The organism is Pseudacidovorax sp. 1753, assembly GCF_040544975.1.
GTDB lineage: Bacteria > Pseudomonadota > Gammaproteobacteria > Burkholderiales > Burkholderiaceae_C > Xenophilus.
This window is the reverse complement of record NZ_JBEPKY010000013.1, coordinates 177,523-193,601: the sequence shown is the minus strand read 5'-3', so window position 1 is coordinate 193,601 and position 16,079 is coordinate 177,523. Positions and strand designations below refer to the sequence as shown.

At 68.7% G+C, this 16,079-nt stretch carries 15 protein-coding genes; 8 read left to right on the top strand and 7 right to left on the bottom strand.

The features are described from left to right. Positions 1 to 4: 4 nt before the first annotated feature. Complete coding sequence (locus ABIC63_RS17870) at positions 5 to 967, bottom strand: LysR family transcriptional regulator (protein ID WP_354320770.1); 963 nt, start codon at positions 965 to 967, stop codon at positions 5 to 7. Positions 968 to 1,078: 111 nt separating this feature from the next. On the opposite strand from ABIC63_RS17870, the gene ABIC63_RS17865 reads away from it, so the two are divergent. The 4 genes from ABIC63_RS17865 (at position 1,079) to ABIC63_RS17850 (ending at position 5,017) form a co-directional block, all read left to right on the top strand. Continuing rightward, positions 1,079 to 2,596 (top strand): CoA-acylating methylmalonate-semialdehyde dehydrogenase, encoded by a 1,518-nt coding sequence (locus ABIC63_RS17865; RefSeq protein WP_354320769.1) that lies wholly within the window; start codon positions 1,079 to 1,081, stop codon positions 2,594 to 2,596. 59 nt (positions 2,597 to 2,655) lie between these two features. Then, positions 2,656 to 2,976: a hypothetical protein gene (locus ABIC63_RS17860; protein WP_354320768.1), complete on the top strand. Its 321-nt coding sequence runs from the start codon at positions 2,656 to 2,658 to the stop codon at positions 2,974 to 2,976. Continuing rightward, a complete protein-coding gene (locus ABIC63_RS17855) occupies positions 2,973 to 3,275 on the top strand; it encodes a type II toxin-antitoxin system RelE/ParE family toxin (RefSeq protein WP_354320767.1) in 303 nt (100 codons plus the stop codon). The genes ABIC63_RS17860 and ABIC63_RS17855 overlap by 4 nt, the downstream gene beginning before the upstream one ends. A gap of 62 nt (positions 3,276 to 3,337) precedes the next feature. Further along, a complete protein-coding gene (locus ABIC63_RS17850) occupies positions 3,338 to 5,017 on the top strand; it encodes a GMC family oxidoreductase (RefSeq protein ID WP_354320766.1) in 1,680 nt (559 codons plus the stop codon). Between the two features lie 118 nt (positions 5,018 to 5,135). On the opposite strand, the gene ABIC63_RS17845 is transcribed toward ABIC63_RS17850, so the two are convergent. The 5 genes from ABIC63_RS17845 to ABIC63_RS17825 form a co-directional block, all read right to left on the bottom strand. After that, complete coding sequence (locus ABIC63_RS17845) at positions 5,136 to 6,785, bottom strand: FAD-dependent oxidoreductase (protein ID WP_354320765.1); 1,650 nt, start codon at positions 6,783 to 6,785, stop codon at positions 5,136 to 5,138. Continuing rightward, entirely contained in the window at positions 6,761 to 8,308 is a 1,548-nt protein-coding gene (locus ABIC63_RS17840) for a polyamine aminopropyltransferase (protein ID WP_354320764.1), read from the bottom strand. The genes ABIC63_RS17845 and ABIC63_RS17840 overlap by 25 nt, the downstream gene beginning before the upstream one ends. Positions 8,309 to 8,534: 226 nt before the next feature. Next, entirely contained in the window at positions 8,535 to 8,756 is a 222-nt protein-coding gene (locus ABIC63_RS17835) for a DUF350 domain-containing protein (protein ID WP_354320763.1), read from the bottom strand. Positions 8,757 to 8,796: 40 nt separating this feature from the next. After that, positions 8,797 to 10,302, bottom strand: a complete 1,506-nt coding sequence (locus tag ABIC63_RS17830; RefSeq protein WP_354320762.1) for a DUF4178 domain-containing protein — start codon at positions 10,300 to 10,302, stop codon at positions 8,797 to 8,799. Between the two features lie 21 nt (positions 10,303 to 10,323). After that, a complete protein-coding gene (locus tag ABIC63_RS17825) occupies positions 10,324 to 11,367 on the bottom strand; it encodes an SPFH domain-containing protein (RefSeq protein ID WP_294366696.1) in 1,044 nt (347 codons plus the stop codon). Positions 11,368 to 11,571: 204 nt separating this feature from the next. Between ABIC63_RS17825 and ABIC63_RS17820 the strand changes: the two genes are divergently transcribed. The 4 genes from ABIC63_RS17820 (at position 11,572) to ABIC63_RS17805 (ending at position 15,180) form a co-directional block, all read left to right on the top strand. Then, entirely contained in the window at positions 11,572 to 13,881 is a 2,310-nt protein-coding gene (locus ABIC63_RS17820) for an NADP-dependent malic enzyme (protein ID WP_294366693.1), read from the top strand. A 308-nt stretch (positions 13,882 to 14,189) separates the two neighbouring features. Continuing rightward, the gene (locus ABIC63_RS17815) at positions 14,190 to 14,516 is read left to right on the top strand and encodes a guanyl-specific ribonuclease (RefSeq protein WP_017759371.1); all 327 of its coding nucleotides are present in this window, start codon (positions 14,190 to 14,192) and stop codon (positions 14,514 to 14,516) included. A 53-nt stretch (positions 14,517 to 14,569) separates the two neighbouring features. Beyond that, entirely contained in the window at positions 14,570 to 14,992 is a 423-nt protein-coding gene (locus ABIC63_RS17810; RefSeq protein WP_043112550.1) for a barstar family protein, read from the top strand. A 47-nt stretch (positions 14,993 to 15,039) separates the two neighbouring features. Further along, a complete protein-coding gene (locus ABIC63_RS17805; protein WP_017759369.1) occupies positions 15,040 to 15,180 on the top strand; it encodes a hypothetical protein in 141 nt (46 codons plus the stop codon). A 114-nt stretch (positions 15,181 to 15,294) separates the two neighbouring features. On the opposite strand, the gene rsmA is transcribed toward ABIC63_RS17805, so the two are convergent. Further along, positions 15,295 to 16,065, bottom strand: coding sequence for a 16S rRNA (adenine(1518)-N(6)/adenine(1519)-N(6))-dimethyltransferase RsmA (gene rsmA, locus ABIC63_RS17800; protein ID WP_354320761.1), 771 nt, complete (start codon positions 16,063 to 16,065; stop codon positions 15,295 to 15,297). Positions 16,066 to 16,079: the final 14 nt, after the last annotated feature.

Genomic DNA, 16,079 nt, shown 5'->3' with positions numbered 1-16,079 from the left:
CCGTTCAGCCGGCGGGACTCGGCGGCGCGAGCTGCACCGAGAAGCCATCCGCGAAGGCTTCCCGCAGCCAGGCGACGAAGGCCGCGACCGCACGCGGCACATGCGGCGCGTAGGGGCGGATGGCGAACAGCTGCTCCGCGAAGGCACCCACCGGCTGCCAGGCAGGCAGCACCTCAACCAGCCGGCCGCTGCGCAGGCCCTCCTGGGCGCTGAAGTCGGGCAGGAGCGCGATGCCCAGGCCCGCGGCGGCAGCGTCGCGCAGGGCCTCGCTGTTGTTGGCCGCAAAGGGGCCGGCCACCGGCACCGTGATGCGCTCGGTGCCGGCCGCCGCCGGTCGGGGCAGGAAATGCCAGGCGGGCTGATCCTGGCGCGGGTAGTACAGGCAGTCATGCCCGCCCAGGTCCGCCGGTTCGCCCGGCTCCCCGCGCTGGCGCAGGTAGGCGCGACTGGCCACCAGCAGGCTGCGGGTCTGGCACAGGGGCCAGGCCACGTGCGTGTCGGGCGGGGCGGCGCTGTGCCGGATCGCGAGGTCGAAACCTTCCATGGCCAGGGCGCTCAGGCGGTCGGAGAGCTCCAGCTCGATGCGCACCTCGGGATGGGCGCGCAGGAAGTCGGCCAGCCGCGGCACCAGTTGCTGGCGGGCCAGCGCCACCGGCGCCGTCACCCGCAGGCGGCCGCGGGGCAAGCCGGCCAGATCGCGCACGCCGGCGAAGCTCTGGGCGATGGCGTCGAACGCGCTGCGCGTCTCCTCCACCAGCCGCTGGCCGGCCTCGGTCAGCCGCACGCTGCGGGTGGTGCGCTGCACCAGCGGCACGCCAGCCTCTCGCTCCAGCTCGGCGATGCGCTGGCTCATGCCCGCCTTGCTCACGCCCAGGCGACGCGCGGCGGCGGTGTAGCTGCCCTGCTCGGCCAACACGGTGAGCCAGTGCACATGGGCCCACAGGCCTTCGATCTTCGAATGATCCATGGCCTCATTGTTCAGGCATTTGAACAATCAGTTCAACCGCCGCGCCTAGGCGTCGCGCAAACGCAGTCCTAGACTGCCCGCCACTTTCCTCCTTCCACCCACGGGACCCCGATGAAGAACAGCATCGCCGCCATCGACCACTACATCCACGGCCAGGTCGTGGCCAACACCTCCGGCCGCACCCAGGACGTGTTCAACCCTGCCACTGGCGCACTGACCGGCCGCACCGGTCTGGCCGACGTGGACCAGGTCAATGCGGCCGTGGCCGCCGCGCAGGCCGCCTTCCCCAAGTGGGCCGACACGCCGCCGATCCGCCGCGCGCGGGTGATGTTCAAGTTCCTGGAGCTGCTGAACCAGCACCGCGACGAACTGGCCCACCTGATCACCGCCGAGCACGGCAAGGTGTTCACCGACGCGCAGGGCGAGGTCACGCGCGGCATCGACATCGTCGAATTCGCCTGCGGCATCCCGCAGCTGCTCAAGGGCGACTTCACCGAGCAGGTTTCCACCGGCATCGACAACTGGACCCTGCGCCAGCCCCTGGGCGTGGTCGCCGGCATCACGCCCTTCAACTTCCCGGTGATGGTGCCGATGTGGATGTTCCCGGTGGCCATTGCCGCCGGCAACACCTTCGTGCTCAAGCCCAGCCCGACCGACCCGAGCCCCTCGCTGCGCATCGCCGAGCTGCTGAAGGAGGCCGGCCTGCCCGACGGCGTGTTCAACGTGGTGCAGGGCGACAAGGTAGCCGTGGACGCGCTGCTGACGCACCCCGACGTCAAGGCCGTGAGCTTCGTCGGCTCCACGCCCATCGCCAACTACATCTACGAGACCGGCGCCCGCCACGGCAAGCGCGTGCAGGCCCTGGGCGGCGCCAAGAACCACATGGTGGTGATGCCCGACGCCGACATCGACCAGGCGGTGGACGCGCTGATCGGCGCCGGCTACGGCTCGGCCGGCGAGCGCTGCATGGCCATCAGCGTGGCGGTGCTGGTGGGCGACGTGGCCGACAAGCTGATTCCCAAGCTGGTCGAGCGCACCAAGACGCTCAAGGTGCTCGACGGCGAGAACCTCGATGCCGAGATGGGCCCGATCGTGACCAAGGCAGCCCACGAGCGCATCAGCGGCTACATCGCTCTGGGTGAGCAGGAAGGCGCCAAGCTGCTGGTGGACGGCCGCGGCTTCGACGGCAAGAAGGCCGGCGAGGGCTGCGACGGCGGCTTCTGGCTGGGCGGCACGCTGTTCGACCATGTCACGCCCGAGATGCGCATCTACAAGGAAGAGATCTTCGGCCCTGTGCTGGGCTGCGTGCGGGTGAAGGACCTGGCCCAGGCGGTCGATCTGATCAACGCCCATGAATTCGGCAACGGCGTGGCCTGCTTCACCCGCGACGGTAATGTGGCGCGGGAATTCGGCCGCCGCATCCAGGTGGGCATGGTGGGCATCAACGTGCCGATCCCGGTGCCCATGGCGTGGCAGGGCTTCGGCGGCTGGAAGCGCTCGCTCTTCGGCGACATGCATGCTTACGGCGAAGAGGGCGTGCGCTTCTATACCAAGCAGAAGTCGATCATGCAGCGCTGGCCCGAGAGCATCGGCAAGGGCGCCGAATTCGTGATGCCCACCGCGAAGTGAGGCCCACGGGGGGCGGTGCTACCATGGTGTTACCCGATTGAGAACGATTGGAGAATGCGATGGGCACCACCTCTCTGAAGCTGCCTGAGGACCTCAAGCAGACGATCCAGCGGTTCGCCGAGCAAGACCAGGTCTCGGCGCATGCGTTCATGCTGCGGACATTGCAGGACGAAGTGCGGCGGAGGCAGCAACGCGCGGAGTTTCTGGCCGATGCCATGGCTGCGGCTGCGGAGATCGATGCCGGCGGGCCGGTGTATGACGCTGAGGATGTTTTCGACTGGCTGCACGCCCGGATTCGTGCTCGCGGTACGGACGAAGTGGTGCCGGAGCCAGTCCCCATTCGGGGGCGAGGCTCGAAGTCAAAGAAAAAGGCTGCATGAGTCGGCTCACGCTGAGCCCTCGCGCGCGTCGGGATTTGCAGCGGCTGGTGGACTTCCTATTGCCGAACGACCCCGACACGGCGGCCGACACGGTCACCGTGATCCGTCAGGCGTTGAGCGTTCTCACCCACCAGCCGCGCATCGGCCGGCCAGTGCAGGGCCGGTTGCGCGAATTGGTCATACAGCGCGGCAATACGGGCTACATAGCGCTCTACCGAGTCAGCATCGATCTGGCGGAGGTCGAAGTCCTCGCCATCCGCCATCAACGCGAATCCGGATACCACCCGGGCGATCTGTAGCGCCCCACCCATTCCCTTTTCGCCACCCGCACAAGGTCCGACAGAGGCCCAGGAGACAACCCGTGAGCGACACCACCTTCGACTACATCGTCATCGGCGCCGGCACCGCCGGCGCACTGATGGCCAACCGCCTGAGCGCCGACCGCAACCATCGCGTGCTGCTGCTGGAGGCCGGCCGCAAGGACGACTACCACTGGATCCACATTCCGGTGGGCTACCTCTACTGCATCGGCAACCCGCGGACCGACTGGCTCTACCAGACCGAGCCCGACGCCGGCCTCAACGGCCGCGTGCTGCGCTATCCGCGCGGCAAGACGCTGGGCGGCTGCTCCAGCATCAACGGCATGATCTACATGCGAGGCCAGTCGCGCGACTACGACGGCTGGGCGCAGATCACCGGCGACGAGGCGTGGCGCTGGGACAACGTTCTGCCCGCCTTCAAGCAGCATGAAGACCACTACCTGGGCGACGCCGGCCAGCCCGGCGCGGATGATCCCGAATTCGCCCGCTTCCACGGCCATGGCGGCGAATGGCGGGTCGAAAAGCAGCGCCTGCGCTGGGACATCCTCGACGCCTTCGCGCAGGCCGCTCAGGAGGCTGGCATCCCGCATTCCATCGACTTCAACCGCGGCAGCAACGAAGGCGTGGGCTACTTCCAGGTCAACCAGAAGGCCGGCTGGCGCTGGAACACGGCCAAGGCCTTCCTGCGGCCCACCTGCTTCGGCCGGCCCAACTTCGAGCTGTGGACCGGCGCCCAGGTGGCCCGTCTGCTGCTGGAGCCCACGCCCGAGGGCGGCCGGCGCTGCACCGGTGCGCGGGTGTGGAACGGCCGCGAGATGGTGGAGGTGCACGCCACGCGCGAGGTGATCCTGTGCGCCGGCGCCATCGGCTCACCGCAGATCCTGCAGTTGTCGGGCATCGGCCCGGCCGAGCTGCTGCGGGCGCAGGGCGTCGAGGTGCAGGCCGACCTCCCCGGCGTGGGCGCCAACCTGCAGGACCACCTGCAGATCCGCGCCGTGTTCAAGATCAACGGCGCACCCACGCTGAACGTGCTGGCCGCGAGCCTGGTGGGCAAGGCGCGCATCGGCCTGGAATACGTGTTGCGCCGAAGCGGCCCGATGAGCATGGCGCCCTCGCAGCTGGGCGCCTTCACCCGCAGCACGCCCGACAAGCCCTGGCCCAACATCCAGTACCACGTGCAGCCGCTGTCGCTGGACGCCTTCGGCGATCCGCTGCACAGCTTTCCGGCCTTCACGGCCAGCGTGTGCAACCTCAACCCCACCAGCCGCGGCACGGTGCGACTGAAGAGCCCGCGCTTCGAGGATGCCCCCGCCATCGCGCCCAACTACCTCTCCACCGACGAGGACCGGCAGGTGGCGGCCGACTCGCTGCGCGTCACGCGCCGCATCGCCGCCCAGCCCGCCCTGTCGCGCTACCAGCCGCAGGAATGGAAGCCGGGCCCGCAGTACGAGAGCGACGAGGACCTGGCCCGCCTGGCCGGCGACATCGCGACGACCATCTTCCATCCGGTGGGCACGGCGCGCATGGGCGCCGATGGGAACCCGCAGGCGGTGCTGGATTCGCGCCTGCGCGTGCGCGACGGCCGCGGTGGGCGCATCGATGGCTTACGAGTGGTGGATGCGAGCGCCATGCCCACCATCACGAGCGGCAACACCAACAGCCCAACGCTGATGATTGCGGAGAAGGCGGCAGGCTGGGTGCGCGAGGCGGCGCGCGCCTGAGCGGGAGAGCAGCCGCGCTCCGCCCGCTCGTGTCAGGGGCTGCGGGCGAGCGTGCCCCGCCGGGCGCGCCAAAACGGCGATGCGGCCGCCACCGAGGCACCGCCGGCCGTGTCGACCCTCAGGCCGCGCGCGCCGCCGCCTCGCCCGCCAGGTGTCCGCGGGTGAAGGCCTCCTCGAAGATCGAGTAGCCCGACCAGTCCGCATGCGCGAAGAGCAACCGACCGGCCTGCACTGAGCCGCCAGGCGCAACTCGTTCCAAGCGCGCCCGCAGGCCCGGCGCGGGCACCGCCATGGCATGGCCGTAGCGGGTGATGGACAGCCGCGTCGCGCGTTCGGCCAGGTCGGGATGCGGCACGGACAGCTCCGCGATCAGTTCGTCGCGCCAGGCCTCCCATGGGCGCTCGGCCAGCAGGCGGCGACCATCGCTTCCGTCGAATTCACTCGGCCCCAGCGGGCGGTACCAGCTCACCACGGTGGCGGCGGGCGTCGGGTCCAGCCGCTGATGGCCCGCATCCACATAGCCCAGGCCGCGCGTGCCGTAGACCACGTTGTCCCAGCTGGGTGCAGCGCCCGGCCGGTCGCGCAGGGGCGCCGACAGGTGCAGGTTGGCCACCAGCCAGGGGGAGTACGTCAGAACGCCCGCGAGTTCGGACAGGAAGGCCGGCGGCGACACCACCACACGCGCGGCGACGAAGACCGGCAGCGCGACGATGCACTGCCCGGCCCGCCAGCGCACGCGCTGCTGCGCCGCCGCGTCCCAGGCATCGACCGTCACACCGCTGCGCGTCTGTTCGATCTGCAGCACCACCTGACCGGTGTGGAGGCGCTCCGCCAGCGGCGCAGCCAGACGGCGGCTGAGCCAGGCATTGCCCTCGGGCCAGGTGAGCACCGCCTCACGTTCGGCGTCGAGGCCATCGCCAGGGGCGTGGAAGCCGTGGCGGCTGGCGAAATAGTGCAGCCCCGCCCACGCCGAGACCTGGGCCAGGCCGGCGCCGTAGTCATCGCGGCAGCAGTAGCCGAGGTACCAGCGCAGGTGCGGGTCATCCAGGCCCTCGGCGTCCAGCCAGGCGGCGAAGCTTTGGCGGTCCAGGTCGGCCAGCAGCGCCGACGGTGCAGCCCGCAGCGTGGGGATGGCGAAATGGGCGCCGCGGCGCAGCGAATCCACCTTCTGCGCGAAGCGCCGGTATTGCGCCAGCGTGACAGCACCCACGCCATTCGACGGCAGCAGGCCGTCCTGCCATTCGCCCTGGAAGAAGAGGCGCTCCTGCGGGCTGTGGCACAGGTGCCGCTCGTCGTAGATCCAGCGACCTGCCTCGCGGCGGCGCAGGCCCAGTTCTTCCAGCAGGTCCTGCACCTCGCGCGCCTCGTCGCCCGGCACCGGCAGGTAGTGCGCGCCCAGCGGGCAGGCCAGACCGCCCACCTCGCCACCGCGGGCATTGCCGCCGGCCTCGTCCTCCAGTTCGAGCAGGACGAAGTCGTCGATGCCGGCCTGGCGCAAAGCGCGTGCCGCTGCCAGGCCGGCGACACCGCCGCCAGCGATCAGCACGCGGGTGCGACGCTCCTTCGCCACCGGCTGCGACGCCCAGCGGCCATCGCGCAGCGAATGGCCGCGCGCCATGTCGATGCCGGCGAAGCCGCCCTGCAACGCCGGCGCCTCGCGGCCGCAACCCGCGAGCCACGTCGGCAACGCGACCGCCGTCGCACCTGCTGCAGCCGCACCGACGAAGTGCCGGCGCCCGCTGCTCAATGGCCCGCGACCTTGCCCCATTCCTGCTCGTAGGTATGGACCAGCACCTGGTTCGACAGCCGGTTGACCTCGGCCGGCACACGCGCCATGTCCAGCGGAAAGTCGAACAGCAACGGCAGCGTGTCCGGCGACAGGAAGCGCAGGCCCATCGGCAGCGCTGTCGGCATGCGCCAGGGCCGGCGGCTGGCGATCACGTAGCCCCACTCGCCGAAGCTCGGCACATGCGCGTGATACGGCGTGGCCGTGAGGCCCGCGGCCTCGATGGTCTGCACCACCGTCCAGAAGCTGCGCCGGGCCACCAATGGCGAGGTGGTCTGGACCACCGCATAGCCGCTGGCCGCGAGGCGCTGCGACAGCAGGGCATAGAAACTCTGCGTGTACAGCTTGCCGATGGCGAAGTTGGTGGGATCGGGAAAGTCCACCACAATCACGTCGTAGAAACCGTCGTCGCCGGCCGCGGGTGGCTGCTGCAGCCACTGGAAGGCATCGGTGTTGACGATGCGCAGTTTGGGTGAGCGCAGCGAATGGCCGTTGAGCGCCGCCAGCTGTGCATGGTCGCGAAACAGCGCCGTCATGTTCGGATCAAGCTCCACCAACGTGATCTGCTCGACCGAGGGGTACTTGAGGATCTCGCGCACCGCCATGCCGTCGCCGCCGCCCAGCACGGCCACCCGGCGCGGGGCGCCCTGGGCCGCCATGGCCGGATGCACCAGCGCCTCGTGATAGCGGTATTCGTCACGCTCGGCGAACTGCAGGTTGCCGTTGAGGAAGAGCCGGTGGCCCGCATTGCCGCGCGTGACCACGATGCGCTGGTAGGGCGAGCTGGCGGCGAAGACGATGCGTTCCTGGTAGAGCTTGTCTTCCGCCAGGCTGCTGATGCGCTCCGCCCCCACGAAGGCGCCCGCCAGCGCGGCCAGCGTCAGCACGCAAGCCATCGCATGCGCGCCGAAGCGCCGCAGCTCGTGCCGGAACAGCCACAGCGCCCACAGCCCCACGGCGTCGTTCATCAGCCCGAACAGCAGCCCCGTGCGCACCATGCCCAGCTGCGGCACCAGCACCAGCGGAAAGGCCACCGACACGGCCAAGGCGCCGAGGTAGTCGAAGGTGAGCACCTGCGAGACTAGGTCCTTGAGCTGGATGTCGCGCCGCAGGATGCGCATGACCAGCGGAATCTCCAGCCCCACCAGCGTGCCCACCACCAGCACGCCGCCGTACAACAGCAGGCGGAAGGCGCCGGGCACATAGGCATTGGCCAGGAAGAGCACCGCCGGCAGGCACCCGCCCACCAGCGCCACCAGCAGTTCGATGCGCAGGAAATGCGCGGGCAGCTGCCGCTCGAAATAGCGCGACAACCAGGAGCCGACCCCCATTGCGAACAGATAGGCGCCGATCACCGTGGAGAACTGCAGCACCGAGTCGCCCAGCACATAGGAGCTGAGCGCCGCCGCGCTGAGCTCGTACACCAGCCCGCAGGCCGCCACCACGAAGACGCTGGCCAGCAGCGACACCGCCACCGGCGACGGCGCACGCGCCACCGCCGTCATGCGAGCCCCCCTTCAGCGCCCAAAGCGGCAGGGCTCGACGCGGCCGCCGCCGGGCCGCCCCAAGGCGGCCGCACCTCCCCCTCGGGGGGTGGCGTTACACGTCGCGCAGCGGCGTGAAAAGCCGGGGGGCTCCATCCAGCCGCCGCCGGGCCGCCCCAAGGCGGCCGTGCCCCCCCCCCGGGGGGTGGCGCTACACGTCGCGAAGTGACGTGATAAGCCGGGGGGCTCAATGAATCGCTGCCGCCACGATGATCGAGATGCCCAGGCACATTGCCGCGACCACCAGTGCCAGCGCCCGGTTCTGCTTCTCGACGATCTCCGCCCACAGGTCGTAGGGCGTGATCTTGTCGATGATGACGAAGGCCACCCAGAACACGATGATGCCGATCAGCGCATACAACAGGGTGCCCGCGATGGACACGGGATGGAGCCATTCGAATTTCGCCATGTGTCTCTCCGCGAAGGGATGAAGAAGAAGACGGCGCCACCTACTTGTGGCCGCCGCCGCTGGAATAGCCGCCGTAGGAGCCGCCCGTGCTGCGCCAGCCGCTGCCCGGTGAGCCCGACGAGTTCGAGTCCCTGCTGCTGCAGGTCGACAGGATCAAGAGCAGGATGATCACGACCACCACGATCAGGATGATGGTCCCGCAGCCGAGGCCCGAGGCCGCGCTCAGCGGGGCCGCATCGGCCCGCTTGAACTGGTCCTTGCGCGCATCGAGCTTGAAGGCCTGGGCCACGGCCGCGCCGTCCAGCCGGTTGCCGAGCGACCAGGTCAGCTCCTTGTCGGCCCGCTCCAGCGACAGCACCGCGCCCTTGGGGCCCGCGTAGTCGCGGTTGCTGGTGCGCTGGCCGCGCTCCACGCGCCAGTAGAACTCGCCGGCCACGTAGGTGGTCTCGGCGTCGTAGCTGTACTGCTGGCGGTAGGTGGTGCCCAGGTAGCGCGCGCTGGCGCCGCCGCCCGACACCACCGGCGCGCCGGTGGTCGGCCGCACCAGGCTCCAGCCGTCCTCGGCGTCCACCAGGAAGCAGAAGCCCTTCTGCCGGTTGTAGAGCAGGTATTCGCTCCAGCCGAACTGCTCGTCCTCGCCCAGCGAGCGGCCCATGCGGTGCTGGAATCCCACCACCTGCCAGTCGCTGCCCTCCAGCCGGCCCGTGCTGCCCAGCGCGATCAGCGGCTTGACCGGCTCGTCCTGCACCGCGTACTTCAGCTCCGCGCCGATGCCGGCACTCAGGTCAATCAGGCTCTTGCAGCTGCCGCAGGTGACGCTCTTGCTGCCCTCCAACTGCACCGTCACCGGCGCGCCGCAGTTCGGGCAGTTGAAGGCGCGGCCTTGCTCTTCCTTGCCGGATTCGCTGCGCAGGCCGGTGAGCTGCAGGTCGGCCAATGCCACCTGTCGGCCCAGCCAGGCCGTGGGCGGCTGGCTGCCGTACTCCAGACTGAGCACCAGTCCCCGGTCGTTGCGCAACTCGACCACGCGGAAGGGCCGGCCCAGCTCGGGCAGCCGCGGCAGTTCGCCCTGGGCCGAAAGCAGCGCCGCCTCCTCGTTGGAGGCCACCGTGTACGACTGGCCGTTGATGGCCGTCGTCATCCCCACACGCAGGGCGTCGGCGGGCGGCGCCTCCTGCGTCAGCGCGTAGGGCAACGAGAAGACGTAGCTGCCGTTGTCCTCGCTCAGCGTGCCCTGGCGCTCGCCGTCGAGCTGGGCGATCCATTCGGTCCAGCGGCCGCCGGCATAGGCGTACTGCAGCCGGCCGACCAGGGTGAAGGGCTGGTTCTGCAGGTGGCCGGCGGCAAAGAGCTGCAGCGGACTGAAGTCCTCGAACAGCTCGGCCATCTTGCCCACGCGCGCCAGTTGCTCGCCCCGGCGGACGACCGTGCTCTGGCAGTAGGGGCAGACGGCATAGACCGACTGCGCCGATCGGAACTCGACCGGCGCGCCGCAGCCCGGACAGGGTGCGCGATAGTGGCGCTGGGTGCCGCCGGCCTCAGCCATGGCGGGAGCGTGCGGCGCGGATCACGTCAGCTTTTTCAGCAGTTCGGTCTTCTTGGCGTCGAACTCTTCCTGGGTCAGGATGCCCTTGGTCTTGAGCTCGGCCAGCTTCTCGAGGGTGGACATCACCTCGGCGGGGCTGACGGTCGGCGCCGCAGCGGCCGCTGCGGCAGCAGGCGCCTGGGCCGGCTGCTGCAGGCCCTGCGCCAGCGTGTTGGCCATCACCTGCCCCAGCGCGACACCCGCGCCCAGGCCCATGGCATCGCCAGCCACGCCGCCGCCATGGCCGCTGTTCTCGGCGAAGACCGGGATGGCCTGACCCGCCTGGTACTGCATGAACTTGCCCATGTCGTTGCCGACCATGCCCATGCCGATCTTCTGGTCGAGGACCTTCTGCAGCTCCTCGGGCAGCGACAGGTTCTGCAGCGTCATCACGTCCAGGCGCAGGCCGATCTTGGCGAACTCGGGGGCGAGCTGCGCGGCCAGCGCCTGCGCGAACTGGTTCTGGTTGGCCGCCAGATCCAGGAAGGGCACGCCACTCGCAGCGATGGCGTTGCTGATGTTCTGCAGCACCAGCCCACGCAGTTGGCCGTCGAGGTCGGCCACCGTGTAGCGCTCGCGCGTGCCGGAGATCTCGGTGTGGAAGAGCTTGGGGTCGGCCACCCGGTAGCTGTAGTTGCCGAAGGCCCGCAGCCGCACGGCGCCGAAGTCCTTGTCGCGGATGGTGATGGGCTGGGGCGTGCCCCACTTCTGGTCCACCTGCTGGCGGGTGCTGAAGAAGTACACGTCGCTCTTGAAGGGCGACTCGAAGAGCTTGTCCCAATTCTTCAGATAGGTCAGCACCGGCAGCGTCTGTGTCGTCAGCTTGTACATGCCGGGGCCGAAGACATCGGCCACCGTGCCCTCGTTGACGAAGACGGCCATCTGCGACTCGCGCACCGTGAGCGAGGCGCCGTTCTGGATCTCCATGCCCGCCATCGGGAAGCGCCAGGCGAGCGTGCCGTCGCCCTCCTCCGTCCATTGGATGACGTCGATGAACTGTTTCTTGATGAAATCCATCAGTGCCATGCGGTGCTCCGTGCGTGCGAGGTGAGAAGCCCCAAATGGTGCCACATGACGTCCATCCGGATTCCGGCGGACGGACTGGCCAGGCAGCCTATGGCGCGAAAGGCCGGTGTAAGGCCGAGCCTACAATCGGCGCCCTTTTCCCAGTGAGCCAGGCAGCGGCGGCGCCTCGACAGCCCGCCGCCTGCGTCGAGGAGCAGCGTCCCCATGTCCGAGTCCAAACCCCTGAGCGCCGAAGACAAACGCGCGGAACTTCGCCGCGCCGCACTCGAGTACCACGAGCATCCGGTGCCGGGCAAGCTGGCGATCAGCGCCACCAAGCAGATGACGAACCAGCGCGACCTGTCGCTGGCCTACTCGCCTGGCGTGGCTGCGCCCTGCGAGGAGATCGTCAAGGACCCGGCCGCCGCCTTCCGCTACACCTCGCGCGGCAACCTGGTGGCCGTGATCTCCAACGGTACCGCCGTCCTGGGCCTCGGCGACATCGGCCCGCTGGCCTCCAAGCCGGTGATGGAAGGCAAGGCCGTCCTGTTCAAGAAGTTCGCGGGCGTCGACGTCTTCGACATCGAGATCGACGAGAAGGACCCGGCCAAGCTGGTCGAGGTGATCGCCGCGCTGGAGCCTACCTTCGGCGCCATCAACCTCGAGGACATCAAGGCCCCCGACTGCTTCTACGTCGAGCGCGAGCTGCGCAAGCGCATGAAGATCCCGGTCTTCCACGACGACCAGCATGGCACCGCCATCACCGTGGCCGCCGCCATGCTCAACGGCCTGAAGGTGGCCGGCAAGGACATCGGCCAGGTCAAGCTGGTGGCCTCGGGCGCCGGCGCCGCCGCCCTGGCCTGCCTGAACCTGCTGCTCAAGGTGGGCCTCAAGCGCGAGAACGTGTTCGTCACCGACCTGGCCGGCGTGGTCTACGAAGGTCGCACCGAGCTGATGGACGAGGACAAGGCCCAGTTCGCGCAGAAGACCGAGGCCCGCACGCTGGGCGAGGTGATGGAAGGCGCCGACGTCTTCCTGGGCCTGTCGGCCGGCAACGTGCTCAAGCCCGAGATGGTCGCCAAGATGGCGGCCCGGCCGGTGATCTTCGCGCTGGCCAACCCCAACCCGGAAATCCTGCCGGAGCTGGCCCATTCGGTGCGCGGCGACGTCATCATGGCCACGGGCCGGACCGACTACCCGAACCAGGTCAACAACGTCCTGTGCTTCCCGTACATCTTCCGCGGCGCCCTGGACTGCGGCGCGACCACCATCACCGACGAGATGGAGATCGCCGCGGTGCGCGCCATCGCCGACCTGGCGCAGGCCGAGCAGAGCGAGCGCGTGGCCGCCGCCTATGTGGGCGAGAAGCTGAGCTTCGGCCCCGAATACCTGATCCCCAAGCCCTTCGACCCGCGCCTGATGATGAAGATCGCGCCGGCCGTGGCCAAGGCGGCGGAAGAAAGCGGCGTGGCCGCCCGCCCCATCAAGGACCTGGACGCCTACCGCGACAAGCTGCAGAGCTTCGTCTATGCCTCGGGCACGACGATGAAGCCGATCTTCGACGCGGCCAAGCGGGCCGCCAAGAAGCGCGTGGCCTACGCCGAGGGCGAGGAAGAACGCGTGCTGCGCGCCGCCCAGATCGTGGTGGACGAAGGCATCGCACGCCCCACGCTCATCGGCCGCCCGGCCATCATCGCCCAGCGCATCGAGAAGTTTGGGCTGCGACTGAAGGAAGGCCAGGACTACGACGTCGTCAACGTCGAGTGGGACGAGCGCTACCGCGACTTCTGGCAGACCTACCACCGCATGACCGAGCGCAAGGGCGTGACGGTTCAGGTCGCCAAGATCGAGATGCGCCGTCGCCTGGCGCTCATCGGCGCCATGCTGCTTCACAAGGGCCATGTGGACGGCATGATCTGCGGCACCTGGGGCACCACCCACGCCCACCTGCCCTACATCGACAACGTGATCGGCAAGCGCAGCGGCGCCTCGATCTATGCCTGCATGAACGCGCTGCTGCTGCCCGAGCGGCAGGTGTTTCTGGTCGACACGCACGTCAACTACGACCCCAGCGCCGAGGAACTGGCCGAGATCACCATCATGGCCGCCGAGGAAATGATGCGTTTCGGCCTCAAGCCCAAGGCCGCCCTGCTGTCGCACTCCAACTTCGGCACCAGCGCCCATCCCAGCGCGCTCAAGATGCGCCAGACCCTGGCCCTGCTGCGCGAGCAGGCACCCTGGCTCGAAGTCGACGGCGAGATGCACGGAGACGTGGCCCTCGACGGCCGCCAGCGCATGAGCGTGATGCCGCACAGCGCCCTGGCCGGCGACGCCAACCTGCTGGTGTTTCCCAACATCGACGCCGCCAACATCTCCTACAACCTGCTCAAGACGGCCGCTGGCGGCAACATCGCCATCGGCCCGGTGCTGCTGGGCGCGGCCAAGCCGGTGCACATCCTCACCGCCAGCGCCACGGTGCGCCGCATCGTCAACATGACGGCCCTGACGGTGGCCGACGCCAACGCCGATCGCTGATCGCTCGGGCGGCAGGCGCGCAATGCGCCTGTCTGCCCCGCACCATGCTGGTGCCGACTCTGCGGAGCGTCAACTTTTTGGCACTTCGCAGGGCATTCCCATTGCCCAATCCTTGGGCATTCGCTTGCTATTTAGGCAGCACTGGGGCACACTGGCGGGCTTGAATTTACGGGTTAACCCGTAAATCGCAGTCCCGTTCTTTAGCCTTCCGGTGCCTCATGGCGGTTTTCGCCTCGATTTCTTCCCCGGTTTCCAAGTTCACGCGCGTTGGCGTTCTCGCGGCAGCCTTGTGGGGAGGATTGGCGGGGATGCCCGCCGCATCCGCCCGGGAGACGACGGACCGGGGCACTTCGATCGCACTGGCGGAACTGCCTCCCCAGGGCCAGCAAACCTACCGAACCATCCTGCAAGGCGGCCCCTTCCCTCACGAGAAGGACGGCACGGTCTTCGGCAACCGCGAGCGACTCCTGCCTCGTGAACCGCGCGGCTACTACCGCGAGTACACAGTCAGGACGCCGGGCGCGAGCAACCGCGGCGCGCGCCGGATCGTGTGCGGGGGCCAGCAGCCCAGCCGACCCGATGGTTGCTGGTACACGGCCGACCACTACGCCAGTTTCAGAAAGATCGTGCCCTGATGCGCACGTCATGGGTTGACGCACCAACGCGTCCGGAACAAGTCTTGACCATCATGGAAAGAACAGCGGAGATGAATGAGCAGCCTCTCAAGGGCGTGCGGCCGAACATCGTGCAGTCGATTCGCGCCTTTCGCGTGGCCGATCTGCAGCAGGCGGCGCAAGAAGCGGGCCACCACTTCCTCTATGCCAACCTGGCCGTTGCCCAGAGCAAGCAGGACGTGCTCGACCTGATCGCGCAGCAGTTCACCTTCCCGGCGCACTTCGGCAAGAACTTCGACGCCCTCTACGACTGCATGACCGACCCGCTGTACAAGTCGGGCCCGCAGCCGGGCTTCGTCGTGGTGCTGGAGCAGATCCCGGCGCATGCCAAATTCGACAAGGAAGCGCGCGAGCAACTGCTCGACATCTTCCGGGACGCCGCCGACTACTGGGGTGACCGGAAAGTGCCCTTCCGATGCTTCTATTCTTTTCTGTAGCCCGTTCTGCACAAGCCGGCCAAGCAGAACGGGCCAGCGAGGCCCCGGTGACCACCACCGCCCCCGTCGATGGCATCGACCTGAGCGGCGAAGAGAAGATGCCCACCGACAAGCTGGTGGACGTCTCCCCGCAGGCGCTGCGCATGAGCAGCCCTTTCAACAGCAGCTACTGGCTGTCTGCCGCCTGAGCCTCCGGACCGGGCGCTGACGAACGAAGCCCGCCAAACGGCGGGCTTTTTCTTGGGCGCGACGCAAGCCTCGAGTACGACTGCGCCACGGCGCACCGAGGCGCCGGCCTTCTTTCAGGACACCGAAGGAAGTGCCTGCGCGAGCGCCACATACTCGTCCACCGGCACTTCCTCGGCGCGGCGCTGCACGTCGAACTGGCCGGCGAAGTGTTGCTCGTCCAGCCAGCGGCCCAGGGTGTGGCGCAGCAGCTTGCGGCGTTGGCTGAAGGCCAGTTGCACGATGCGCTCGAGCAGAGCAGGGTCCAACGCCGCCGGCGCCTCGCGCGGCACCATCCGCACCACCGCGCTGTCCACGCGGGGCGGCGGGTCGAAGCTTTCCGGTGGCACGAAGAGCACGTTTTCCATGGCGTAGCGCCACTGGAGCATCACCGACAGGCGGCCGTAGTCGGAGGTGGAAGGGTCGGCCACCATGCGGTCGATCACTTCCTTCTGCAGCATGAAATGCTGGTCGGCGATCCGATCGGCAAAGCGCAGCAGATGGAAGAGGATGGGCGTGGAGATGTTGTAGGGCAGGTTGCCTGCCACCCGCAGCCGCTGGCCCGCCGTATCGGCCAAGACACCGAAATCCACCTTCAGCACATCCGCCTCGACGACGGTCAGCTGTGGATGGCTGCGCAGCCGTGCGGCCAGGTCGCGGTCCAGCTCGACCACCGTCAGGCGCCCGAGCCGCTCGACCAGGGGCTGCGTGAGCGCGGCCAGGCCCGGCCCAATCTCGACCATGGCGTCGCCGGGACGCGGCGCGATCTCGCGGACGATGCCGTCGATGATGGCATCGTCGGTCAGGAAATGCTGTCCGAAGCGCTTGCGCGGGGCGTGGGGTTTCATGCGGGCGGGGGTGG